The sequence below is a fragment of the Helicobacter sp. genome, assembly GCF_022770205.1.
GTDB lineage: Bacteria > Campylobacterota > Campylobacteria > Campylobacterales > Helicobacteraceae > Helicobacter_D.
This window is the reverse complement of sequence record NZ_JALEIK010000013.1, coordinates 1-22,761: the sequence shown is the minus strand read 5'-3', so window position 1 is coordinate 22,761 and position 22,761 is coordinate 1. Positions and strand designations below refer to the sequence as shown.

Below are 22,761 nucleotides of genomic sequence, written 5' to 3'. Positions count from 1 at the left end.
CTTGTGCTTGGGATTTTGTTTCTAAAGATTCTTTATTCTCTAAAGAGTCTTTAACACCTCCTTTGTCTTCTATAAGTTTTTGCAATATTTCTTTTGCTGACATATCTGCGCTTATGTCTTTTGTGTCTATACCTGCTTTTTCAAGTTCTTTTTTATCATTTCTTTATTGCTCTTGTCCATTTCTTTTAGGAAGCCAAAAAAATCATCACAACTTGGAGGGACATAGCCACCATTTTCACTTCCACTAGAGAGTAAATCGCTTAAATATTTTCTCACATCCTCTAGTGTCATTTTTTCATTGACCGCAATCCTCCCATCAGCATTGTTATCCTCTTCTAAAGCATTATTTAATGCTTCTTCTATGGAGCTTGCAAGTTTTGATACATCTCCATCGCCAAACTCACTTACCTTAGCATAGGTGATGAATTCTCCAGGCTTTATTGTGTTGCCTTGTAATATAGCACCAAGCCCGTATCCAGCAGTTAGTTGTTGTTTTTCTTCATTATTTAAATGCCCATCTTGATTAGCATCAGCTTGGCCATAGCCTCTCTTATAAGCAATATCACCAAACCAACCACCAACAAACTTCTCTGCTTCACCCTTTAATAATACATTGCCATTATTGTCTTGTTTAATGGAATCTCTTCCAAAAACATTGTAATTTACTTAGGTTTGCATCACTTAAACCTACTTGCACATAGGCATTACTTAAAGGATCTCTGAAATAGACATTGTTGTTATAAGCACTTTTACTACTTGTTTTTATTGCGCTTATTTCTATGTTATCTTTAGAATGACCTTGTGTGAAGTTTGTGTGCATAGCAGAATAGATTGTATTAGACATAACTGACTCTACTCCAACTAAGTTTTTAGATGAAACGCCTAGCATCGTATTCTCCTCCCAAACTAAGAGTTAAAACAAACCCTTAAAATAATTATGATTATGCAAACAAATCTATAAAGTTTATTCTTTAATAATCATTAAAAAAGTAAATGAAAGTTAAACAAGATTTTTATTTTATAAAAGCGTTACAAATATTAACAAACTAGAAAATCAGACTCATATCAAAAATGTGTTGCAATCCCACAAAAGGCTTTTATGCTTTTGTGTGCTATTGCTAGTTTTTGTCTTTGTTGATTAGTTTGCCAGTGCCAATCCAAGGCATCATCGCCCTTAAGCGTTCGCCAACTTTTTCAATGGGGTGGTTTGCTAGGTTTTTACGCTCTGCATTCATTCTTGCATAGCCTGCTTTACGCTCTAAAATAAAATCTTTTGCAAAACACCCCTCTTGAATGTCTTTTAAAATTGCCTGCATAGCCTTTTTGGATTCTGCATTTATGACGCGTGGTCCGCTTACCATATCGCCGTATTCTGCTGTATTTGAAATAGAATAGCGCATATCTGCAAGCCCACCTTGATACATCAAATCCACAATCAGTTTTAGCTCGTGCAAGCACTCAAAATACGCCATTTCTTCAGGGTATCCTGCTTCTACTAGTGTTTCAAATCCCGCTTTTACAAGACTGCTTACACCACCACAAAGCACTGCTTGTTCGCCAAACAAATCGGTTTCTGTTTCATCTTTAAAAGTGGTTTCAATGATTCCGCTGCGTCCACCACCAATGGCACTTGCATAGCTTAACGCAATTGCCCTTGCATCGCCTTTGCTCGTGTCCTGCTCTACTGCAATTAAATCAGGGATTCCACCCCCCCTTACAAACTCGCTTCTAACCGTGTGCCCCGGGGCTTTTGGTGCTACCATTATCACACCCACACCCTTTGGTGCTACAATTTGCCCAAAGTGAATGTTAAACCCGTGCCCAAAGGCGATGATTTTATCCTCTGCTAGATAAGGTGCAATATCGCGTTTGAATACATCAGCTTGGAGTTCATCAGGGATTAGAATCATAATTAAGTCTGCCCATTTTGTTGCTTCACTCACTTCTAAAACTTTAAAGTTTTTTGCTTCAGCCTTATTCCAGCTTTTACCACCTTTATAAAGCCCGATGACCACTTCAACACCAGAATCGCGTAAATTTTCTGCGTGTGCGTGTCCTTGAGAACCAAAGCCAATAATGGCTACTTTTTTCTTTTGAATAAGCCCTAAATCACAATCTTTATCATAGAATACTTTTAACGCCATAGAAACACCTTGTTTAAGTAAAATGTAAGATTAGCGATTATATTGCATTTTTCCTTAGTGCATACTTTGGATTCCATAGTTGAAAATCTTTAGGGCGTGAAAAAGCTAAAAAATGCTAAAATACGCAGGAAAATGATTTGAAGGATACAGGTATGTTTGAACGCATTGATGGAATTTTGCGCGAGATTGAAGAGGCGCAAGCAGAGATTCAACTTCTTTTGAAGTTGGCAAAAATTTCTTTTGTGGATTATGTTATGATAAAGCGTGGCGCACAAGACGCTCCAGAGGGGCTTGGGGCGTGGAATCTCCAGCAGATTGATAATGAAGTTTCGCGTTTAAAAGATGCAATTGATGCGCTAAATAAAATTAAAAAGGAAGTGTTAGTATGGTAAAAGGATTCCAATTTACCATACGCAACGCCCGCTGATCCATTGATTAACTCTAGTAGAGGCAAAAGTCCATTATTGCGCCTATCCTCACTTTCTGCTATGGAATCTCTCATAGACACAAGCACATTTATTTCTATTGCTCTTAAGTGCTGTAAGATGTAAAAATCTTGACTAAAACGCGTCAAATTTACTCATAAATCTTCTCTTAAGGATTGGTGGGCGTATGGTGATTATGCACAAGCTTTGCAACAACTTAAAAAGCTCGCAAAAACAACCTCCACAAAATTCCAACAGGGAAGGCTTGTTCATTGGAAATTGTCGCAATTGTATAGAAGCAATTAACCCATTCTAGGCTTAGAGTAAAATCAAGTGACAGCAATGGGTCTAGTGCTAAGAGTTTAGGAGATGAGCTTACCCTTATAATAACCACTTGCTGGGTAGATTCTCTCCAATTCTAAGATTTGATTAATCTTTTCTCTCTTTTTCTTGGCAGATTTTATCATAAAGCTTAAAGAAAGGATAATAAATCAAGGCATCAATGATAATTAATAATATAGAAAGCAGTGCGGCACTAACGCTTCCTCCTGATGCTATGTAAGCACCTATGGGGGCAGGGGTAGTCCAAGGCACTAAAATCACCATTGCAGGAACTAAATCAAGCAAATGCGCAAAATAGGCTAAGACACTATTAGTAAGGGGCGCTAAAAGCAAAGGAACCAAAAAGATGGGATTTAACAAAATAGGTAATCCATAAATGATGGGCTCAGCTATGGAAAAGCATATTGGCACCATACCTACTCTGCCGATATTTTTACAAAGTTTAGATTTTGAAAATAATACAAGCAAAATGCACAAGGAGATAAGTCCTCCACTTCCTCCGTGTGTTACATAAAAATCCCAAAAGCCATTTGTTATAGTAAAGGGCAAAGGCTCTCCTGCTTGAAACGCTTCTAAATTCGCTCCTAAATTGACAAGCAAAAAGGGTGTCCAAAGTTGTATAAAAATCAAGGCTCCATTGATTCCAAAAAACCACAGAATATGAATAATAGCGGTGAGTATTAAAAGCGTGTATAAGGAATCACTAGCTTGCACCACAGGGGCTAAAAATTGTTCAAAAACAATTGGCACAGAGGCTTGAAAATAATGCTCTATTAATAATGCAAAAGGATAGAGAGTTAACAAAACAGCTAGTATGGGGATAAGCGTGTTAAAACTTTGGGCGACTGCTTCTGGGATTTCTTTAGGCATTTTAATACTTAAATTATGCCTTAAAATAAAGCGTTTAAGTTCTGTCACATAGAAGGCAATAAAAATAGCAACAAACAAGCCCTTGCCACCAAAATAAGTGATATCAGCAGTTGAATTTTGATAGGGCATACAAAGCAACAAAAAAGCCATCATAGAAAGCACTGCCGTATGCAAAGGCGTCATTTTATATTCTTTAGCAAGATAAAAACTAATGCTTGCACAAGCAAAAAGAGAGATTGCATTAAAGCTCATTTGAAAGACGCGCCATAAAGGTTCAGATAGCTCTTTTGCTAGAGTTAGCCAAGCTTGTCCAAAGCTACTTGTGGTGTTTTCAGGATAAGGCGGAATCAATAATATCATCATAAAAGAACCTATGATTAAAAAAGGCAAAAGCACAATGAAGCCATTTTTAATGGCAACAATATGGGGTTGGTTTTCAAAGCGCAATGCTAAAGGTTTAACCTTTTCTAACATAAAAGTGTTGAGAGTGTCAAAAATTTTCATCAAAATCCTTTTGTGTGAGTTTTAATGTTGTTGGTGTGAGAGTAAAGCGTTTAACGATTCCGTGGTAGCAAAAAATTCTTTCCTGCGTAAAATCTGCCTTAAGCTCTAGATCAAAACCTTTTGGTTGAAAGCTTAAGGCAAAGCTAATGCCTCCTCTTAAACGCAAATTTGCTAATTTACCCTCACCAAGCTCTTCAAAATAACAGGGCAAAATTTCAATATAATCCAAGTGGCTTTGCATAAAAAGCTCTATTAAAGCAGCGCTAATCCCCAATGAAGCATCAATTTGAAAGGGTGGATGAGCAAGAAGAAAGTTTTTATAGAGACCGCCACCATTGACAAAATCAATTTCCTTGTTGTGTTTAAGATGATGGAAGGGGCTTGGAGTATCTTTAGCGTTCTTACAGAGTTTTTTAAGCAGTATTTTAACCTTTTTAGCATCTTTAAGGCGCGCATAAATGGCTATTTTCCAAACTAAAGACCAGCCCGTCCCTTCTGTGCCCCTATTTTTTAAACTTTTAATAGTAGCCTTTAAAAGCAGTTCATCCTTATAAAATGAACTTCCCGGATATAAATCATAAAGCTGGGATAAATGCCGATGCTTAGGTTCAAAATCTAACAAATTCTCTGCATACCATTCTGCAATTTCACCCTTTTTATTAATTTGATGGGGGGCTAAATTTTCAAAGATTTCTTGGATTTCTTTATAATTGGGATGTTGTTTAGATAGTTTATTCAGCGTGCGACTAAAAAGCTCTTTGAGCAAAGAAATGTCTAAAGCAGAACTTTTACTCAAAGCCGCCCTTTGTCCTGTTTTTGGATCTTTAAAGGAATTCTCAGGTGAGCTTGAAGGCAGAGTGTGATATTTGCCATCATCAAGCTTAGTTACAACATCAACATAAAAAAGGGAGCAAGGGAGCAAAAGGGCTTGTATCCTTTCTTTAAGAGGGGATAGAGGATTGAAATCTAAATAATGCTGGAGTGTTAAAACCAACCAAGCCGAGCCCAAGCACCAAAGTGTATGCTGCGCCCCATTTCCTGTAGGATAAGCGTGGCGGTATAAATCACTATTGTGATGTAAGCACCAACCCCTAGCTCCATAAAGTTCTTTTGCCACTAAAGCACCTGTAACACTAAGCTCTTCACATAAATGCAATAAGGGCTCTATCGTATCATCTATCCCTAAAAAGGGGGCAATCCAATAATTCATTTGCAAATTAATATTTGTTGTGTAATTGCTTGACCAAGCACTCATTATGCTATCACTCCAAATCCCCTGTAAATTTGAAGGTTGGGTTTTGTTTGAGCTAGCACAATGTAAATAGATTCCATAATGGAATAATAAGGCGATTTTCTCTTGTAAATTTAGCTCTTTTTGCGAAGAAAAATAATTTTTGTCTTGATTGAATTTCAAAAAATGAGGAAAAGGATTTAATCTTTTGTTTTCTTTGTTAAAAGTTTTTTTTAAAAAGATTAAACAAGCTCCTTCCATCGCTGATTGGCTTAGTATCAAAACCTAAAAAACCCGAAACAATATTTAAAGTAAGCTTGAGCGCAGTGGTGTTTTTAAAACTCAAAGCAACACTTTTTATTTCAAGATCTCCATTGATCTGTTGGATCTTAACGCCTCCTAAAAATCCTATCCCCTCCCCCTCTTCAAAAATAATTGCCTCCTCTTCTCTATAAGGTGAAGCATAGGAGGGACATTTACCATAAGCTACAAAATAACCTTCTTTATAAAAACTTGTGGCAAGCAATTCTCCTTCAAAAGAGAGGCTAAAATCTATGCCCTTTGAAGCACTAAGCTCTAATTCTAAGCCATTTTCTCCCATAATACTTACTAGAGAAACTGCATTTTCACCCAGCATAAAATGTTCTTTATGTGCGAATTTTAATAAATCAAGCTCTCTATAATAATCTCCTACACTTTCAACAAAATCAAAACGCAACAGACCAAAAGGCATAAAACTACCAGAAAATCCCCCTTGTAACCATTCATTAGCAAAAGTGTTTGCTAGGGAATATTTCTCTTCTAAAATCAGCTTTTTAACCTCAGCTAGCTTTTCTTTAAACAGCTTACCACATCTACTTTCCTTGCCTCTATATGCATAAAGACCATCTTTGATAAATCCCATAGGCATTAACATTTCATCGTTAGGATTTTCATCAATAAGGGGCTTGCCAGAATAAAGTGTGGATTCATTAAGACCATACACTCCCAATCCATAAACCATAACACCTAAGCGTCCGTTGCCTAAAGGCAAAGCTTCGTTAAAGTTTTTTGCAGGTTTTGTAAAATAAATACGCATAGATAAGGACTTGAGTTTTTATTTTAAAAGTATCATAAAGTTATATGCATTGTAAATAAAGAATCAGATTTCTATTCAACAAATAAAATAAAAATGTTTCAATAATATACAAATATCCCATAGTATGTTTCAATAATATACAATTTTATAAATATCTTAGTGAAAAATACATTGCGTTTCTTTTTATGTGTTATCAATAGCAGAATTCTTAAGGTTACAAATGCTAGAAATAAAATCTAGAGTTTTTCATTGGATAATTTTACAAATGAAATGTATTTCTGGGAGGGAGGGGGGTTCTATTTTAGATCATAAAGCCTTATGTTGGACTCTAGGAGTTCAATAATTACTGCAACGATTGTCTGAGCCCACAATGGGCTAAACAAGCGTAATCATAGGAATGATTGTGGGATATTTCTTAGTCTTTTTAAACATTAGTTTTCTTAAGGCATTTCTGAGTTCATTTTCCATTGCTTTTTGGCTGTTGTAAAGCTCTTTTTTGCAATTTTTACTAAAAAGTGTGAAAAACTCTTCAATTTCTTTGTTGAAAGCTTGCGTTTCTTTGTTTGCAATGATTCCCATTGTTTGAATGCGCGGTTTTCCAATGACGGAATTTTTTTCTTTATTCAACTCCACAGACACGATTAAGATTCCATTTTCTGCTAAATCTTGTCGCTCTAAAATCACATCATTAGCAATGGTGGTATTAGCTTGATTATCAATGTAAGTTTTTCCAGTTTTTACGCTCCTTACCTTGCGTAAATAGTTATGCGCAATCTCTACTTGATCTCCATCTTCCATTAAAAAAATATTGCGCTCATCTACACCGCAAGAAATTGCCGTTTCCTTGTGCTTTAAGATGTGATTATACTCCCCATGCACAGGCAAGAAAAACTTAGGCTTAACAAGGCGAAGCATTAGCTTTTGCTCTTCTTGGGCTGCGTGTCCGCTTGTGTGAATCTCGCTAAAGTCTTGGTAATACACCCTAGCCCCTGCTTTGTTTAGAAAGTTTAAAATAGTTGATACAGAGCTTTCATTACCCGGAATCGCTTTTGCTGAAAGAATGATTGTATCTGTTGGTTTAATCTTAATGTGGCGGTGTTCATCTGTTGCCATACGATAAAGTGCGCTCATCGTTTCGCCTTGTGAGCCTGTGGTAACAATTAACACCTCTTCATCTCCGTATTTTGCCACTTCGTGTGCTTCAATGAAAATATTTTGTGGAAGTTCAATGTAGCCTAAAGTCCTAGCAATTTCTAGGTTTTTTTCCATTGAACGCCCAATAACTGCAACTTTACGCTTATATTTAATGCCGTGTTGGATTGCTTGATATACGCGATGGATATTAGAGCTAAAGGTGCTCATAATCACACGCCCTTTTGCGCGCGAAAAGAGTAAATCAAAAGCTGGTCCAACGCTTGCTTCACTAGGAGTGTAGCCGGGTTTGTGTGAATTTGTAGAATCGCTTAAGAGCAATAGCACGCCTTGCTCTCCATAATGTGCGATTCTGTTTAAATCCGTTGGGTAGCCATCAATTGGCGTGTGGTCAATCTTAAAATCGCCTGTGTGGAAAATCAGCCCTGCCTCTGTCTTAATTGCTAAGGCACTAGAATCCACGATGGAATGCGTGATATGAATCCACTCAATTTCAAAATCTCCAATTCTTATAGGCTTGCGTTTTTCAACAGGACGAAAGAGTGAGCGGAATTTTTTCAGCCCGTGTTCATCAAATTTAGAGCCTATAAGCCCTAGCGGCAGGGCTGTACCATAGATGGGGAATTGGTATTTTTTAAACAAATAGGGCATTGCGCCAATGTGGTCTTCGTGGGCGTGCGTGATGATAACACCTACAATTTTATCTTTAATAACCTCTAAATAACTAAAATCTGGCACTAAAATATCCACGCCGTGCATACTCTCATCAGGGAAGCTCATTCCTGCATCAATGATGATGGCAGTATTTTGCGTCTCCATAATCGTCATATTTCCGCCAATTTCGCCCAAACCGCCAATTGGCGTGATACGCACCTTGCCATTTGGATTAAATTCTATCTTAGAATGCGGCGTGAGTGCATCTTCGTGAATTTTTGCGTTTAACTCCACGACTTTTCTAAGCTCAAGGTTTGAAGCTTGAGTAGTTGCGCTTGCAAAGTTTTTGTTGTATTGGCGATTTTCGCGTGTGTTTATGCTATTTTTATCGCCTTTGAAGCGATTGTAGCGGTTGCGATTTTGTAACTTTTGCCCATTCTCTCCTTCTTTTGTGGAATCTATTTTTTGGGATTCCATTTTATCTTTACGCGGTCTAAAACGACGCTTGTTTGGATCGCGATTTTCTTTATTTGGTTGTGTGTTTGGATTAGTTTGTTCTTCCATTTTTCCGCCTTTTATAAAATTTTCAAAAGTCGGTGATAGTCTTGGGTATCAATCTCGTGAGGTCGTTTGCTAGGCATAATTTGCAAGGATTCTAAAGCCTCCGTAATAGTTTGTTTAGGATAGGCTTTACTTAGATTATTTAGAAGCGTTTTTCTAGGTGTGCTAAAGGCAACTTTTAATAACGCTTCTAAATGTTCTAAATCCTTAAAACTAGGTGGATTTGCTACCTTTTGGAGCAAAAACACTGATGAAATAACCTTAGGCGATGGCACAAAAGCAGTAGGAAGCACATCAAAGAGCAATGTTGCTTTTCCCACGCTTTGTGCAAGAACACTCAATGCACTAAAGTTGCTTTCTTTGTGTTGTGCGCAAAATTTTTGTGCAACTTCTTTTTGTGTCATTACAACACAGCCTTTAGATAATGGGTCTTTAATAGTCTTTATCACAAGTAAAGTTGCAATGTAGTAGGGTAAGTTTGACACAAGAAAATAGCTCCCTTTGCGCAGACTCTCACCCTTCCAAACTTCTAATACATCGCCCATCTGAAGGCTTAAATGCCCATATTCTAATGCGCTTTTAAAACGCTCTTGTAAATAAGGAAATAATTCTTTATCAACCTCATAAGCAGTGATATTCCCTAAGCTTAATAGCTTATTTGTGAGATCACCTAAGCCAGCCCCAATTTCTATAAGTTCAATGTTTTGTTCCATTTTGGGAATGGATTGGATGATCGCATTTAAGACATTTTCGTCATTTAAGAAGTTTTGTCCAAAATGTTTTTTTGCTAAACTCTGTCTTATTTTTATAGTAACACCCTTAAAAATTCTAATTGTAACACAAAAACATTAAAATTAGCATTTTTGGATAAAACCGCTTGGCAAAATACAGATTTTTACACTCTCTCCACTTTTATTAAAGAGCCCTAAAAACACATTTCCATTTGGGATTGTAGGCTTTTCATAAGGTTTTTTACAAAGTAGGAATCCTTTTGCATCAAATAAAATCCTAGCCTTGTATCCTTCTCCACAGCCGCCAGAGATTTTAACATTTTGGATTCCATAGCGTTGGGTGATGGCTAAATCACCATTTCTTAAAGGGTTTGCAAACTTTGAATTATCGCTATTATAGACATTTAAATATTTATTATCTAGTAAATCTCTAGCAATCTCTTGTCTATCGCGTGGGCGGTCATCAAAGTTTTTAGTGCGCACAGAGCGTGCAGAATCACTAAAAATATAATACGCATAGCCAATATCTTGCAAAAGGGAAAATTGTATGCGCCATAAACTCTCACTCCAGCGTGTGCGCTCTTGTGCGCAATTATCACTTTGACAAAAGGCACTTTGGGTGATGTGCTTGGCACTATTTAGACTTAAAAAGCGCGTGTAGTTTAAGTCAGAAATAATTTGATTTTGCGCTAGGTGGAGCTTAGAAGATGGAATCCAAAAATAGCCTAAAGTTGCAAAAATGCTAAGGATTGCTAGCATTAGAAGTGTTTTAAAAAGGCTAAAGGCGTGGCGTGTCATTTGAGATAAAAGGTGGTGATGGTTTTGCCATAATAAAGAATAGGAATCTTTTTTGCACCGCTTTTTGGAGAATCATAAAGTTGTGCGCCACCTTCTTGGATTCCATAAAATTTTAAGCGTAATTGCAAGTTTTTATCTGTTTTTACAGATTTTATGCCTTTTTTATGCAATGCAATTGCAAGCTCTTTGGCAATAAAGTGGCGGTATGCAAAGTGTTCATTGGTATCTGGGATAAACACAAAAAGCGGTTTGGATAAAAATAATGTTGCATTCACGGCTAAGAGCACAATAAAAGTAGCTAAAAATGGGATTTTGTATCTTGTGCGAAATTGTGGCAATCGCACGCGCAATCCGGAGAAATAAAGGCTTGTCATTAAAGGAATCCCAAGCAATAAAAAGGGGGCAAATTGTTCAATTTGCACTCTTTGGCGCAAGGATAAAAGCCAAACAAATATTAACGCACAAAAAGCGATATACCACATTAAAGGCTTTGTTTTTGCATTAAAATAGCGATAGAGTGTGTAGAGAAAATATAAATAGACAAGCGGAGAGAAAATTAGCATTAAATGCCCATTTGCATCTAAGAAATAACCTTTTGGATGCCCTCTAATACTAAGCCCAAAAAGATACATATTAAGCGCAAATAAAATCAAAGAAACCAAAAGCAATTTTGTCTTTTTTTGCGTCATCGCATAGAAGACTAATGCTAAAAACAGCAACGCAAAGCTTGTATCAATAAAGGCTAGGAGTATGAGCAAGAGATAAGGAATCTGATTTGTTTTTTGCACGATAATGCAAAATAAAAGTGTGAAAAATATCACAATGCCTGCATTAGAAACAAGCAAAGCAGCAGCATTTACACCCGGAAGCAAACAAAAGAGTAATGCAGAAAAAAGTGCATCGCTTTGGCGTTTTAGGAAAACTTTAGAGAGGTAAAACATCAAAAGTGTGTTGCAAAAATGCAAAAGTAAAAACGGCAAACGCAAGGCAAAATCGTTTTGTCCAAAAATTCTAGTGCTTAAGCGGCTAGAAAAATGTGCAAAATTTGCAAAATGCGGGGTTTTAAAGAAAATTTGCGCCTCATCATAACTAATACTAAGTGTGTTTAAAAGCCACAAAAGTGCGCTTAAGCTTGCAAGAAGTAAAGCGATAAGCAAAGTATAAATGCGAATTTTTGATTCCATTAAATCTCTACAAAGGCATAGCCATTTGCTTGGAGTTGTGCACGAATTTGGGCTTGATGCTCTTGCCCTTTTGTTTCAAGGCTTACTATTACATTTGCATCGCCAAAGGCAAGCGAAGTTGAGGTGCGGTCAAAGTCAATCTTTACGATGTTTGCTCCAAGTTTTGAGAGCAAGTTGCTAAGCTCTTGTAAGCTTCCGGGCTTATCAATGAGCGTTACACAAAATCGCATTTTGCGGTGAGAGCGCACTAAACCTTTTTCAATGATATTGCCAAGCATTGTAACATCAATGTTTCCACCACTTAAGACTAATCCTAAAGTTTCTCCCTCTTTAAAATCTATTTTATGGTGCAAAAGTGCAGCAACAACACTTGCGCCAGCACCTTCTACGACTAATTTTTGATTTTCAAGTAAATATAAAATTGCATTAGCAATCTCTTCATCATCAACTTTAACGATTGCATCAACAGATTCTAAAATGTATGAGAAGTTTGTGGGATTAACATCTCTAACAGCGATTCCATCAGCAATTGTGCGCACAGAGGCTGTAGTTTGGATTTCTTTTTTGTAAAAGGAGTGATACATTCCCGGCGCACCTTCTGCAACAACGCCAATAATGCGCACATTGGGCAACATTTGCTTATAGACTGCTGCAATGCCTGCAATTAGCCCGCCTCCGCCAATTGGCACAACAATAGTATTCAAGTTGTTTAAATCCTCTATCATTTCTAGGGCAATTGTGCCTTGCCCAGCAATGACTGCATCATCAGCAAAAGGATGGATAAACTGCAAAGCGTGCTTTTTGGCATATTCTAGCGTGTAAGAATAGGCTTCATCATAATTGTTCCCTTTCAAAATTGCTTCTGCTCCAAGCTCTTTAACGCCCATAACTTTAAGCAGTGGTGTGGCTTCTGGCATCACAATTACACTTTTGATTCCAAAATGTTTTGCACTATAAGCAACGCCTTGTGCGTGGTTTCCTGCGCTTGCAGTAATGACGCCTTTTTCGCGCTCTTTTTGGGTTAGAGAAGCAATTTTATTAAATGCGCCGCGCAGTTTAAAAGAGCCTGTGTTTTGCAGATTTTCTTGTTTGACATAAACCTTTGCGCCACTAAGCTGACTAAGTTTTGGAGCAAAGGCAAGCTTAGTGTGTTGCACGATTCCACTTAAGCGGGCTTTAGCATCCATAATCTTAGAGATGGGAATCATTAAAAATCCTTTGGTGTTCAATTTTAATGCAGGCATTTTCAAAATACACAATTCCCGCATTTTCTAGTAAGCTTTTAGCTTCTTTGCTGCTTAAGCCTAATTGCACCCACACGCATTTTGGGAGATAGGGAAGGCTTAAAACTTCTTGTGCAACTTCTAAAAGTGCTTCACTTTTTCTAAAAACATTTAAGAGATCAATGTCTGCTTCTTGCTTGAAAGCATCTTGCAAGCTAGTGTAGGCCTTAACTCCTAAAATCTCACCACCTTTTGGGTAAATAGGAAGGATAACATAGCCTTTATCTTGCAAGTATTTAGCGACTTTGTTGCTAGCTTTTTGAATGTCAGGAGATAAACCTAAAATGGCGATTTTTTTAGAGCTTTGTAGAATTTCTTTATCTTTTGTTTGCACGATATTGCCTTTGTGTAGAGATTTGCCTTATTCTAGCAAAAAAGAATTTTTAAGATTCTAAAATTTTTAAAGACTCTTATGCTTGCATTAAAAATGGTGGTATGTGGTTTGTAGTTTTAAATCTCTGGCGGAGCGGACGGGGCTCGAACCCGCGACCCCCTGCGTGACAGGCAGGTATTCTAACCAGCTGAACTACCGCTCCAGTGGTGGTCGCTATAAGACTCGAACTTATGACATCCACCTTGTAAGGGTGGCGCTCTACCAACTGAGCTAAGCGACCTAATATCAAGGAAGTAATAAAAGTGGTGACTCCTAGGGGACTCGAACCCCTGTAGCCACCGTGAAAGGGTGGTATCCTAACCGCTAGATGAAGGAGCCACTTTTATTTGAGTGGTGACCCGCGTTGGATTCGAACCAACGGCCCATTCCTTAAAAGGGAATTGCTCTACCAACTGAGCTAGCGGGTCTTGAAAAAGGAAGTGCAATTATATAGGTTCATAGCACAAAAGTCAATAGATTTCAAAAAAAATCCTTAAAAACAGAATATACGCATACAACGCTGCTTGCTCTTGGATAAAGTTTCTATCGCCCTTAAACTGCAAGCGTTCAATGATTTCCTTCCCCTTAATGCTTTTTGCTCCAATGTACACAATGCCAACAGGCTTATGCACGCTCCCGCCGCTTGGTCCTGCAATTCCGCTTGTTGCAAGTGCAAAATCTGCCCTAGAGAGTTTTAATGCGCCATCAAGCATATCACGCACCACCACTTCGCTTACTGCGCCAAAATGTGTCAAATTTTCAGTGCTTACGCCTAGCCAAGCCTCTTTCATTGCATTTGCATAGCTAATTACAGCTCCATCAAAGACTGCACTTGCACCGCTTTTGCGTGTTAGTGTAGTAGCAATTAGCCCTCCTGTGCAACTCTCTGCACTAGTAATTTTAAGATTCCGCTTTTGTAAAAGCATAATCACACTTCTAGCTAAATCAAATGTTGCAAAAATTTTATTTCCAAATGCTAGTTTTATTGTCCTTTTAAAGCCTTGTAAATCTCCACCCACTGCGCTTAAAACTTCTAAATGTGCAACTGCATTTAGCACGCACACTTGCACGCCAAAATCCTTTGTAATACCACTTAATAGCATTTGCGCTGCTATTGCATCAATACCAAGCGGATAAAGATACAATAACCCTGCATTTTCAAAATCCTTCACAACGCCCTGCGCACTAAAAACCTGCTCTAATTCTGCTTGTGTTGCACTTTGTAAATCCAATAGAAGCGTTTGTGATTCCTTATTTTTCACACACATCGCATTTGCATTCACAACATCTACTTGCGCGCTATTCCTAGATGTTTCAAGCATTATTAAAATTTCTTCAAAATTTTTCTTTGGAGCAACGACTAAACATTTTACACTAACTTTTAATGCGTTTTCAAAATTCCTAAAAATACTTCCAAACTCCTGCACAAAGACTACGGAATCCAAAACGCCAAACATTGCTTTAGCAACATTTTGTGCATATTGGTTGAGCGGTGCAAAATCTCGGTAATGTTCACCTACACAAATTAAAACATTCAATTTTTGCCTTTTTGATGTATTTTTAATCCTTGTATGGTAGAATTTTAGCGATTTTAAGCTAAATTTGGAGGAAATTATGAGCAAAACTTTAGTAGTGCGACCAGAAGATGAAAAACCAGGCGAGGTTTATAATAATAGTGGCAAAATTAATAAAAAATTTTATGAAAAAGAAATTGTAAAGTTACAAATTGAACTCATCAAGTTACAAAATTGGGTGAAGAAATATGAAAAGAAAATCATTGTAATTTTAGAAGGGCGCGATGCAGCAGGAAAGGGAGGAACAATTAAGGCATTAAGAGAGCATTTAAATCCAAGGGGAGCGCGTGTGGTTGCGTTACAAAAGCCAAGTGATGTGGAAAAAACGCAATGGTATTTTCAACGCTACATTGATGAGTTGCCAAATGGTGGCGAGATTGTATTCTTTGACCGCAGTTGGTATAACCGCGCAGGAGTGGAAAAGGTTATGGATTTTTGCACAAATGAGCAATACAGAGAGTTTATTATCCAAGTTTCACACCTAGAACAAATGCTCATTGAAAGTGGTTATATTCTCTTTAAATTTTTCTTAGATGTAGGCAGGGAAGAGCAAAGAAAGCGCATTGAAAGTCGTAAAGATGAACCTTTGAAGCGTTGGAAATTAAGCCCTATTGATGAACTCTCTTTAAATTTATGGGATGAATACACAGAGGCTTTTGAAAAAATGTTTTCGCGCACGCATACACCTTTTGCTCCTTGGCTCATCGTGGATTCTAATGACAAAAAACGCGCTAGAATCAATCTTGCTAGAATTTTGCTCTCCAAAATTGATTACGAAGATAAAGACGCTCAAAATGTTTGCTTGCTAGCAGACCCGGGAATTGTATCGTATTATTCAAGCGTGAAGATGTTTTCAAGCGAGGGAGATAAGATGCACAATAAAGAAAAGAATAAAAAGGATAAGAAAAAGAAAAAAGACTAATAGTGGCATTTGAAATTTTAGATTATCCTAAAACAATTGGATTTGAACGCACGCACACGCAAGTTGGGGATTGCGTGATAGCAATCAAAGCACTCTATGCACTCAAATCTCTTTATCCTAAATCCAAGCTTATCATTTTCACGGATTTAAAAGGTGGCGGACAACTTTATCCCTATCTTAATCTTGCAGATTCCATCGTCAATGTAGAAACACAAAGCAATAAGGAGCAGAATCTCTCAAATGCGCTTCATACAAATCCTGTTGATGTTTTACTTCTTTTGCATCGCACATCTTGGAAGATTAGAGTTGCTAAAAACAGCCCTGCAAAATGTATCATCACGGAGTTGCATATGCATAACTTGCTAGATGCTAGGTTTAAGACGCCTATGATGATGATAAGTTATTTTGTGCATGGGAGTGAAAAGGTGTTGCGGCTTGTTAGAAGAATCAATCCTAAATACTATGATAATGCGATTTCTAGCCTTGATTTTACGCAGGTGCGATTCCATATTCCACAAGAAAATAAAGCCATCATTGATGATTTCTTCACACAAACAAATGCTAAAAATTTTCAAGGCGTTGTTGGTGTAAATCCCTTTGGTTCATCAGCGCATTTTAATTTTGACACACAAGATTGGATTCATCTTACACAAGAGCTAGCTACACAATTCCCCAATCTTTTATTTGTTCTACTCACCTATCAAAACAATCCCCATAAACTTAAGCTCTCTCAAGCAAGCAATATTGCTATTTTTGAAAACGATAGCCAATTAATCACACTTGTTGCACTCACTAAAAAGCTTAATTTACTACTTAGTTTAAACACAGGCAACATTCATATCGCAGATGTTTTAAGGATTCCAACTTTAATTCTTAATAAAACAAAAGAGCGTTATAACTGCATTGGAGGAAGTTATGGCGGGGAGTTTGATGCAATTTATTTACCGAAAAATTGGAGAAAAAACTACCAACACTACTACCAAGCCTACACACAAAAGGCGATCAAAAAACTACAAACTCTATAAGGAATGCTATGTATCCCATCGTGTTAAATGCTGATGAAAATTACATTAAATACGCAAGCGTGCTAATCACAAATATTATCCATAACATTAACTTAAGCGCAAACTTTGCCAAAAATCCTATCCATTTTCACATTCTAACTAACGCCCTAAGCGCATCTGCCAACACTTAATGGAAGCCATAGCGCATATTGGCGCATTGTAATGGCAGAATATCTCCCGCCAGAGATTGACACCTGCTTATATTTAGATGTGGATATATTAGCGCTATGCGATATTAGAGAGATTTTTTCCCTAAAATGCGATTCCACCCTTGCTTGTGTGCCTGATTTTGGGCGATACGCAAATAGAATCTTAAAGCCCATTAAAAACGCACCTGCCATCACTTTTTCTAAGAATTATTTTAATTCTGGCTTTTTGCGCATCCATCTCAAACAATGGCGCGCGCAAAACATACAAGAGCAATGCCTTAAAATCTTAGAAAATTATCATCTAAAATTCCACGACCAAGACATTTTAAACGCAGTTTTTGCACAAAACTATCATAAACTCTCTTTTTGCTATGATTTTATTGCCCAAGCCTTTGGGGCAAGCGTGTGCAAAGATGAGAGCAAGCACCATTACAATATCCATCACACAAGGGATGAGTTTAATCGCATAAGAGAAAACATTAAAATCCTACACTTTTGCAGTGAAAAGCCTTGGAACACGCTAGCAAGCTATATCTATGAAGGGCAATCATCACAACACTTTGGTGGGAATTTGCGCAAAAAACGCCCATTTTTAATCAAATCTTACTAGAGCAAAAAGCAAAATTATCTAGCAACACACAAGCACACGCGCTAGGATTTTTGATTTTACAAACCAAAGGAGTCTTAAACATCCTTAAACTCCCATTAAACATCTTAAAACATCACGCACAAAACGCCACCACAAATACAAGCACAGACACCGCGCAACTCCTTCAACCCCCCCCCCTATCAAACACTGCTTATGAGCTAGGCAAGCTTGCCTTAAGGCTCTCTCAAAGCAGCAAAAAGCCTAAATATTTCATTTTACTTTTTAGAATTTTACGCGCTAAAAACAGATATAAATCTTAGCGCACTTGATAATCCCCGCGGATTTTGTATTTATAGCTTGTGAGTGATTCTACGCCCATAGGACCGCGCGCGTGGAGTTTTGAAGTAGAGATTCCAACTTCAGCCCCATAGCCAAACTCCCCTCCATCACTAAAGCGTGTAGAAGCATTCACATACACACAAGCAGAATCCACCGCATTTAAAAACGCTTCAATCACGCCATAATCCTCACTTAAAATCGCCTCACTATGCCCACTACTAAAAGTGCTAATATGCTCTAGCGCACCACTTAAGCCCTCCACAATGCGCAAGTTTAAAATATTCTCCCCATATTCCCTGTGATACTCACTTAATGGAATCTTTTCACACGCAATTTTACATTCCTTTAAAATTGCACAACTCCTAGCACAGCCCCTTAAAAGTGTGCCTTTTTCGCACAACGCCCTTGCTACCTTTGGTAAAAATTCACTAGCAAAGCTGGAATCCAAAAGCAAAGTCTCACACGCATTACACACGCTAGGGCGGGAAGTCTTAGCATTCACAATCACAGCAATGGCACTCTCTTGCTTGCAAGTGTGATGCGCAAAAATATGGCAAACCCCCTTATCTTGCTTAATCACAGGAATCTTAGCGTTCTCACTTACAAAGCCAATCAAGCCCTCCCCACCGCGTGGAATGACTAAATCAATCAACCCCTTAGCATTTAAAATCTCTTTAAGCTCATCACGCTTTTTCATAGATGGAAGCAACACCATACAATCCTTAGGCAGCCCAAACTCCCCTAAAACTTCATAAAACACTTCCATAATCGCTGCATTGCTCTTTTGTGCTTCCTTGCCACCCTTTAGCACGCAAGCATTTCCGCTTTTAAAGCAAAGCCCCGCCACATCGCTTGTTACATTAGGACGCGACTCATAAATCACCGCTATCACGCCTAGTGGCACGCTTATTTTTTCAATTTTTAAACCACAATGATTGCTAAAACCGCCTAGCACCTTGTTTAAAGGATCAGGGAAGGACGCAATTTCTAGCAAGGATTGCGCCATATTTTGCAGTTTTTTAGAATCTAACTCCAAACGCTCTAGCATTGAAGCACTTAAATTTAACTCTCTAGCTTGCTCTAAGTCTTGTGTGTTTGCCTTAAGAATTTTGGATTCCATCTTTAATAACACTTCTGCGCATCTATGCAAAAACTCCCCACGCAAACCATTAGATAAAGCGGATAAAATTCCTTTTGTTGCCTGTGTTTTTTGGAGTTGTTCCTGTAAGTCCATTAGGATTCCTTCAAATGAGATGGCGCATTATAACGCACAAAATAAATTTTATATTCTAAAACTAATTTTAAAGCATAAGGCATTATAATTGCGCCTTAAAAATACTAAGAATGGATTTTAAAATAAGGGTGCAAGTGTTAGAGTGGAGCGAAGAATTTAGCATTAAAAATCAAAATTTAGACGAACACCATAAGAAATTTATGCAACAAATCTCTGAAGCACTAGAGCTTACAGAATACGACGCTGAAGACAAACCGCAAAAACTTGAAAAGCTAATTAATAGCGTTATGAGTAGCGCACAAGAACATTTTAAAGCCGAAGAAACTTATATGCAACACATCGGCTATCCCTTTTTGGATAAGCATAAGACTTTCCACAGAGAATTTGTTTCTAATATTTCAATGCTAATGATGGAATTAGAAGATGCAAAGAATTGTGCGCAAGAGTTTTATAACTGCTTGAAAAATTGGCTCATTGACCATATTTTAGTAGAGGACAAACAAATTGAAAGTTATCGTAACCGCCTTTATGACATAAAAGAGATTCCTTATAGCTTAGAACAAAGAACGAAAATTCTAGCAGAACGCGTTGATGTGGAAAATGAGCCTAAGCATAAATACATTTGTTTATGCCATTTAAAAGAATTTCAAGTGTGCGATTCCTTGCATAAAATAATGCAAGAAGAAGGCACATTTATGCGTTGCAAAACTTGCAAGCAACCTTTAATTTATAGAGATTTAGGGTTAGACGATGAAGACAATTTTGAAGCCTTAGCCAAGCAATATTTCAAGCAGTTTTAGGAATCTGTAATGCAGTTTCAGCCCCGTGGATTTAAAATTTTTAATGATATTACAAATTTACGCAACACACTTTTACAACTCCAAAAAAAAGTTGGCGAAGAGATTGACTTTTATCTTTTAGGATTCCGCACATTTTATAGCAAAAAAGGCGAAAACAAATACAAGCCTGTGAATGATTTAGGCATTTTTGCTAAAAATACAAATTTCACTGCCAATATTGATATTAAGCAAGCCTATAAAATTGAAGTGTGTAAAAAATCCCAAAAGCCAGAACGCACCTTTGGTTTTAAGCTATTTGCAGAGGAAAGCACGATTTTGCGCGCAGTGCTTTTATGCAACAACAAAATCAAATACCACGATTCCCTTAAAGAAGACATTTATCAAGAACTTTACAAAACAATGATTCTACAAGGATATCTTATAGGAATCCGTGAATACAGCAAGCTCTCCCAAAAAATTGATGCCTTCGTTTTCGCATTAAAACAAGGAAAAATTATTCCCAAACTCACACTCAATATTGGTGTCGGCGTAGAAAGCATAGAGGGAAAAGATGGCGCATTAAAATGCTTTTATACATTCCAAAATGATTCTACACAACAGCCCATAGATTCTTTTCAGCCACGGATATGCACGCAAGCTATCAATAAAGGTGATGAGCTTTTTGCTTACACCAAGCCCATTAGCGGACAAATTGGACGGAATCTAAAAGGTGAGTTTATTCCCATCAAGGACATTCATACAAATGCGATTCAAACAGATGCGAGCATTCGCACCAGAAGCGATTCTAATACTATTAAATACCAAGCTACAAAAGATGGATTTCTCAAAGAGGTTAAACCCTTTTGTTATACCATTAGCAATGAGTTAAACATCAAAACAGAATCTAGCGAAGTTGCACCAACACAAAAAGAATCCCTAAACATCAGCGGACAAACCCATAGCAATGCAAACATCCAAACTGACATAGCCTTTATCGGCTCTCATCGTGGAGCAATTAAGGCAGATACGGTTGTAATTGATGTGCTAGAAAAAGGTTCTGTTGAAGCAAGAGTTGCCTATATCAATAGCACACTAGGTGGAAAAATTATCGCAGATTACATTTATATCAAAGAAGTGCGCTCTTATAATGAAATCTATCCGCGCTTTAGCCTTGTTGTGGATAACATCTTAGGAGAGCATAATACTTTTGAACTAGATCCAGCGAAATTTGCCTTCACAAGGCGCGATCGCGTAGAGTATGTAATGCTATCAGATCAAATTAAAATCCGTTTGCGCCATTTAAAAAAACAAATGGATGAAGTCTATGCTTATTTGCTTGCAAGTCAAGGAAAGGCACATAAAATTCAACGCGGCGCAGAAGAAAAGCCTGAAGAAAAACTTCCCAAAAATCTACAATGTATTTTAGAACAATATGAAAAAGCCCTAGAGCAATACAAACGCTTACTTGGAGAATACAAAGACATTATTAATATTCACTACACCAATGAAACGCGCTTAAAAGGCATTGATGAGGGAGCACTTTTGGCAAAAATGATTATTCGCGGGGAAATTTCAGAACCAGAAACTCTAATAAAATTTAGAGCCTATGCAAAAAATCGCGAAGAAACGCTAAAAACAATACTAAGTCAAAGCGCACCAGCAAAACTTTTTGAAGTGGAAAAAGAAGGCGATTTCTTTCGCTTAAGGACGCGCGAAGAGTTTAGCCCAGGGCTATTAAATTGGATAGAAGAAAAACGCCCACAAAAAGAATCTTAAAGTTGGAATCCTTTATGTTCTAATTGCGATTCCATTTGTTTTTAGAAATGCTTTTAAGTCTTTAATATTAATTTCTTGATGGTGAAAGATAGATGCCGCTAGTGCCGCATCAGCCCCGTTTTCAAAAGCCTGTAAAATATGCTCCTTACTTCCAGCTCCACCACTTGCAATTAAAGGAATCCCAACACTGCTTGAAACTGCTCTAAGTTGCTCCAAATCATAGCCATTTTTTGTTCCATCACAATCCATACTTGTTAGCAAAATCTCCCCTGCTCCCCTATCATACACTTCTTTTGCCCACTCCAATAAAGCAATCTGTGTAGGATTCCGCCCTCCGTGTGTGTAAATCTCCCAGCCCCCATTTGGATTCCTTTTTGTATCCATCGCCACCACAATGCACTGCGAACCAAAGCGTTTTGCGCCCTGTGTGATTAAGTCAGGATTCTTAATTGCTGCAGAATTTAGACTAATCTTATCACAACCCACATTGAGTAAATCATACATTTGCTCTAAACTTGCAATTCCGCCACCAACTATTAGAGGGATAAAAACTTCTTTTGCCACTTGTGCGACCATTTGTAGTGTTGTCTTTCTAGCTTCAAGCGTTGCTGTGATATCTAAAAATGTGATTTCATCTGCGCCTGCATCATTATAACGCTTCGCAACTTCTATGGGATCTCCTGCATCTTGAAGTCCTACAAAATTCACGCCCTTTACCACGCGTCCATCTTTAATGTCAAGACAAGGAATAATGCGCTTTGTAAGCTCTGTTTTCATTTTTATCCTTAATTGCTGTAAAGTTTTTGGTTATATAAAAGGAGGATGTAAGGAGAGTAAGTATGCGAACGCATACTTAAAGAGAGATTAAAACTTCTTCTTATTCACATCTCCTAAAATATCATCAGCAATCTTATTGACATTTGTAGAAATATCACTTGTATGGTTTGCAACACTTACATTATCTTGTGTTACAGATTCTAATTGTGCAATGGCTTCATTGATTTG

23 protein-coding genes, 4 tRNA genes and 1 pseudogene are annotated in these 22,761 nt (G+C 37.6%); 8 read left to right on the top strand and 20 right to left on the bottom strand.

Annotated features, from left to right (window positions below; genetic code table 11):
* Positions 1 to 126: 126 nt before the first annotated feature.
* The 3 genes from MRZ19_RS02030 to ilvC form a co-directional block, all read right to left on the bottom strand.
* Positions 127 to 276 carry a hypothetical protein gene (locus MRZ19_RS02030; protein WP_291029821.1) on the bottom strand — a complete coding sequence of 50 codons (150 nt, stop codon included), beginning with the start codon at positions 274 to 276 and terminating at the stop codon, positions 127 to 129.
* Between the two features lie 355 nt (positions 277 to 631).
* On the bottom strand, positions 632 to 889 hold the full coding sequence (locus tag MRZ19_RS02025; RefSeq protein ID WP_291029819.1) for a hypothetical protein: 258 nt from the start codon (positions 887 to 889) through the stop codon (positions 632 to 634).
* Between the two features lie 229 nt (positions 890 to 1,118).
* Positions 1,119 to 2,144 (bottom strand): ketol-acid reductoisomerase, encoded by a 1,026-nt coding sequence (ilvC, locus tag MRZ19_RS02020; RefSeq protein ID WP_291029817.1) that lies wholly within the window; start codon positions 2,142 to 2,144, stop codon positions 1,119 to 1,121.
* A gap of 152 nt (positions 2,145 to 2,296) precedes the next feature.
* Between ilvC and MRZ19_RS02015 the strand changes: the two genes are divergently transcribed.
* Positions 2,297 to 2,536 carry a DUF2443 domain-containing protein gene (locus MRZ19_RS02015; RefSeq protein ID WP_291029815.1) on the top strand — a complete coding sequence of 80 codons (240 nt, stop codon included), beginning with the start codon at positions 2,297 to 2,299 and terminating at the stop codon, positions 2,534 to 2,536.
* Between the two features lie 462 nt (positions 2,537 to 2,998).
* Here the strand turns inward: MRZ19_RS02015 and MRZ19_RS02010 are convergent, their stop codons facing one another.
* The 14 genes from MRZ19_RS02010 to MRZ19_RS01945 all read right to left on the bottom strand — a co-directional run bounded on the left by MRZ19_RS02010 (position 2,999) and on the right by MRZ19_RS01945 (position 14,868).
* Positions 2,999 to 4,285, bottom strand: a complete 1,287-nt coding sequence (locus tag MRZ19_RS02010; protein ID WP_291029812.1) for a PTS transporter subunit EIIC — start codon at positions 4,283 to 4,285, stop codon at positions 2,999 to 3,001.
* Entirely contained in the window at positions 4,272 to 5,777 is a 1,506-nt protein-coding gene (locus tag MRZ19_RS02005; RefSeq protein ID WP_291029810.1) for a hypothetical protein, read from the bottom strand. Before MRZ19_RS02005 ends, MRZ19_RS02010 begins: the two co-directional genes overlap by 14 nt.
* Positions 5,737 to 6,594: a glycoside hydrolase N-terminal domain-containing protein gene (locus MRZ19_RS02000; RefSeq protein WP_291029808.1), complete on the bottom strand. Its 858-nt coding sequence runs from the start codon at positions 6,592 to 6,594 to the stop codon at positions 5,737 to 5,739. Before MRZ19_RS02000 ends, MRZ19_RS02005 begins: the two co-directional genes overlap by 41 nt.
* A 375-nt stretch (positions 6,595 to 6,969) precedes the next feature.
* Positions 6,970 to 8,964, bottom strand: coding sequence for a ribonuclease J (locus tag MRZ19_RS01995; RefSeq protein WP_291029806.1), 1,995 nt, complete (start codon positions 8,962 to 8,964; stop codon positions 6,970 to 6,972).
* Between the two features lie 11 nt (positions 8,965 to 8,975).
* The gene (rsmA, locus tag MRZ19_RS01990; RefSeq protein ID WP_291029825.1) at positions 8,976 to 9,764 is read right to left on the bottom strand and encodes a 16S rRNA (adenine(1518)-N(6)/adenine(1519)-N(6))-dimethyltransferase RsmA; all 789 of its coding nucleotides are present in this window, start codon (positions 9,762 to 9,764) and stop codon (positions 8,976 to 8,978) included.
* A 51-nt stretch (positions 9,765 to 9,815) separates the two neighbouring features.
* Positions 9,816 to 10,451, bottom strand: coding sequence for a prepilin-type cleavage/methylation domain-containing protein (locus tag MRZ19_RS01985; RefSeq protein WP_291029804.1), 636 nt, complete (start codon positions 10,449 to 10,451; stop codon positions 9,816 to 9,818).
* Between the two features lie 35 nt (positions 10,452 to 10,486).
* Positions 10,487 to 11,674 (bottom strand): hypothetical protein, encoded by a 1,188-nt coding sequence (locus MRZ19_RS01980; protein WP_291029802.1) that lies wholly within the window; start codon positions 11,672 to 11,674, stop codon positions 10,487 to 10,489.
* Positions 11,674 to 12,882: a threonine ammonia-lyase gene (ilvA, locus tag MRZ19_RS01975; RefSeq protein ID WP_291029800.1), complete on the bottom strand. Its 1,209-nt coding sequence runs from the start codon at positions 12,880 to 12,882 to the stop codon at positions 11,674 to 11,676. The genes MRZ19_RS01980 and ilvA overlap by 1 nt, the downstream gene beginning before the upstream one ends.
* Positions 12,866 to 13,291 carry a CoA-binding protein gene (locus MRZ19_RS01970; protein WP_291029798.1) on the bottom strand — a complete coding sequence of 142 codons (426 nt, stop codon included), beginning with the start codon at positions 13,289 to 13,291 and terminating at the stop codon, positions 12,866 to 12,868. Before MRZ19_RS01970 ends, ilvA begins: the two co-directional genes overlap by 17 nt.
* 125 nt (positions 13,292 to 13,416) lie before the next feature.
* Positions 13,417 to 13,493: transfer RNA gene (locus MRZ19_RS01965), tRNA-Asp, on the bottom strand.
* A gap of 2 nt (positions 13,494 to 13,495) precedes the next feature.
* Positions 13,496 to 13,571: transfer RNA gene (locus MRZ19_RS01960), tRNA-Val, on the bottom strand.
* Between the two features lie 23 nt (positions 13,572 to 13,594).
* Positions 13,595 to 13,669: transfer RNA gene (locus MRZ19_RS01955), tRNA-Glu, on the bottom strand.
* Positions 13,670 to 13,682: 13 nt separating this feature from the next.
* Positions 13,683 to 13,758 (bottom strand) — tRNA-Lys (locus MRZ19_RS01950).
* Positions 13,759 to 13,800: 42 nt separating this feature from the next.
* Positions 13,801 to 14,868 (bottom strand): CinA family protein, encoded by a 1,068-nt coding sequence (locus tag MRZ19_RS01945; RefSeq protein ID WP_291029796.1) that lies wholly within the window; start codon positions 14,866 to 14,868, stop codon positions 13,801 to 13,803.
* A gap of 76 nt (positions 14,869 to 14,944) precedes the next feature.
* On the opposite strand from MRZ19_RS01945, the gene ppk2 reads away from it, so the two are divergent.
* The 5 genes from ppk2 to MRZ19_RS01920 are packed head-to-tail and all read left to right on the top strand — an operon-like array spanning position 14,945 to position 17,948.
* Positions 14,945 to 15,826 carry a polyphosphate kinase 2 gene (ppk2, locus tag MRZ19_RS01940; RefSeq protein ID WP_291029794.1) on the top strand — a complete coding sequence of 294 codons (882 nt, stop codon included), beginning with the start codon at positions 14,945 to 14,947 and terminating at the stop codon, positions 15,824 to 15,826.
* A gap of 2 nt (positions 15,827 to 15,828) precedes the next feature.
* On the top strand, positions 15,829 to 16,851 hold the full coding sequence (locus tag MRZ19_RS01935; protein ID WP_291029792.1) for a hypothetical protein: 1,023 nt from the start codon (positions 15,829 to 15,831) through the stop codon (positions 16,849 to 16,851).
* Between the two features lie 8 nt (positions 16,852 to 16,859).
* Entirely contained in the window at positions 16,860 to 17,021 is a 162-nt protein-coding gene (locus MRZ19_RS01930) for a hypothetical protein (protein WP_291029790.1), read from the top strand.
* On the top strand, positions 17,008 to 17,649 hold the full coding sequence (locus MRZ19_RS01925; RefSeq protein ID WP_291029823.1) for a glycosyltransferase: 642 nt from the start codon (positions 17,008 to 17,010) through the stop codon (positions 17,647 to 17,649). The genes MRZ19_RS01930 and MRZ19_RS01925 overlap by 14 nt, the downstream gene beginning before the upstream one ends.
* Positions 17,650 to 17,699: 50 nt before the next feature.
* Positions 17,700 to 17,948, top strand: a complete 249-nt coding sequence (locus tag MRZ19_RS01920) for a hypothetical protein (RefSeq protein WP_291029788.1) — start codon at positions 17,700 to 17,702, stop codon at positions 17,946 to 17,948.
* Here MRZ19_RS01920 and MRZ19_RS01915 read toward each other — a convergent pair.
* On the bottom strand, positions 17,945 to 19,201 hold the full coding sequence (locus MRZ19_RS01915; RefSeq protein WP_291029786.1) for a glutamate-5-semialdehyde dehydrogenase: 1,257 nt from the start codon (positions 19,199 to 19,201) through the stop codon (positions 17,945 to 17,947). The genes MRZ19_RS01920 and MRZ19_RS01915 overlap by 4 nt on opposite strands.
* Before the next feature lie 134 nt (positions 19,202 to 19,335).
* Between MRZ19_RS01915 and MRZ19_RS01910 the strand changes: the two genes are divergently transcribed.
* Together MRZ19_RS01910 and MRZ19_RS01905 are read left to right on the top strand one after the other, a co-directional pair.
* Positions 19,336 to 20,001, top strand: coding sequence for a hemerythrin family protein (locus tag MRZ19_RS01910; protein WP_291029784.1), 666 nt, complete (start codon positions 19,336 to 19,338; stop codon positions 19,999 to 20,001).
* Positions 20,002 to 20,010: 9 nt separating this feature from the next.
* Positions 20,011 to 21,756: a flagellar assembly protein A gene (locus MRZ19_RS01905; protein WP_291029782.1), complete on the top strand. Its 1,746-nt coding sequence runs from the start codon at positions 20,011 to 20,013 to the stop codon at positions 21,754 to 21,756.
* A gap of 12 nt (positions 21,757 to 21,768) precedes the next feature.
* Here the strand turns inward: MRZ19_RS01905 and hisF are convergent, their stop codons facing one another.
* Together hisF and MRZ19_RS01895 are read right to left on the bottom strand one after the other, a co-directional pair.
* On the bottom strand, positions 21,769 to 22,533 hold the full coding sequence (gene hisF, locus MRZ19_RS01900; RefSeq protein ID WP_291029779.1) for an imidazole glycerol phosphate synthase subunit HisF: 765 nt from the start codon (positions 22,531 to 22,533) through the stop codon (positions 21,769 to 21,771).
* Positions 22,534 to 22,620: 87 nt separating this feature from the next.
* Positions 22,621 to 22,761: pseudogene (locus MRZ19_RS01895) on the bottom strand (methyl-accepting chemotaxis protein); the annotation flags it as partial.

Bases quoted from the DNA above. Each gene is read 5' to 3' on its own strand.
- MRZ19_RS02025 (WP_291029819.1), bottom strand. From the start codon at position 889: ATGCTAGGCGTTTCATCTAAAAACTTAGTTGGAGTAGAGTCAGTTATG.
- ilvC (WP_291029817.1), bottom strand. From the start codon at position 2,144: ATGGCGTTAAAAGTATTCTATGATAAAGATTGTGATTTAGGGCTTATT.
- MRZ19_RS02015 (WP_291029815.1), top strand. From the start codon at position 2,297: ATGTTTGAACGCATTGATGGAATTTTGCGCGAGATTGAAGAGGCGCAA.
- MRZ19_RS02010 (WP_291029812.1), bottom strand. From the start codon at position 4,285: ATGAAAATTTTTGACACTCTCAACACTTTTATGTTAGAAAAGGTTAAA.
- MRZ19_RS02005 (WP_291029810.1), bottom strand. From the start codon at position 5,777: ATGGAAGGAGCTTGTTTAATCTTTTTAAAAAAAACTTTTAACAAAGAA.
- MRZ19_RS02000 (WP_291029808.1), bottom strand. From the start codon at position 6,594: ATGCGTATTTATTTTACAAAACCTGCAAAAAACTTTAACGAAGCTTTG.
- MRZ19_RS01995 (WP_291029806.1), bottom strand. From the start codon at position 8,964: ATGGAAGAACAAACTAATCCAAACACACAACCAAATAAAGAAAATCGC.
- MRZ19_RS01985 (WP_291029804.1), bottom strand. From the start codon at position 10,451: ATGCTAGCAATCCTTAGCATTTTTGCAACTTTAGGCTATTTTTGGATT.
- MRZ19_RS01980 (WP_291029802.1), bottom strand. From the start codon at position 11,674: ATGGAATCAAAAATTCGCATTTATACTTTGCTTATCGCTTTACTTCTT.
- ilvA (WP_291029800.1), bottom strand. From the start codon at position 12,882: ATGATTCCCATCTCTAAGATTATGGATGCTAAAGCCCGCTTAAGTGGA.
- ppk2 (WP_291029794.1), top strand. From the start codon at position 14,945: ATGAGCAAAACTTTAGTAGTGCGACCAGAAGATGAAAAACCAGGCGAG.
- MRZ19_RS01930 (WP_291029790.1), top strand. From the start codon at position 16,860: ATGTATCCCATCGTGTTAAATGCTGATGAAAATTACATTAAATACGCA.
- MRZ19_RS01915 (WP_291029786.1), bottom strand. From the start codon at position 19,201: ATGGACTTACAGGAACAACTCCAAAAAACACAGGCAACAAAAGGAATT.
- MRZ19_RS01905 (WP_291029782.1), top strand. From the start codon at position 20,011: ATGCAGTTTCAGCCCCGTGGATTTAAAATTTTTAATGATATTACAAAT.
- hisF (WP_291029779.1), bottom strand. From the start codon at position 22,533: ATGAAAACAGAGCTTACAAAGCGCATTATTCCTTGTCTTGACATTAAA.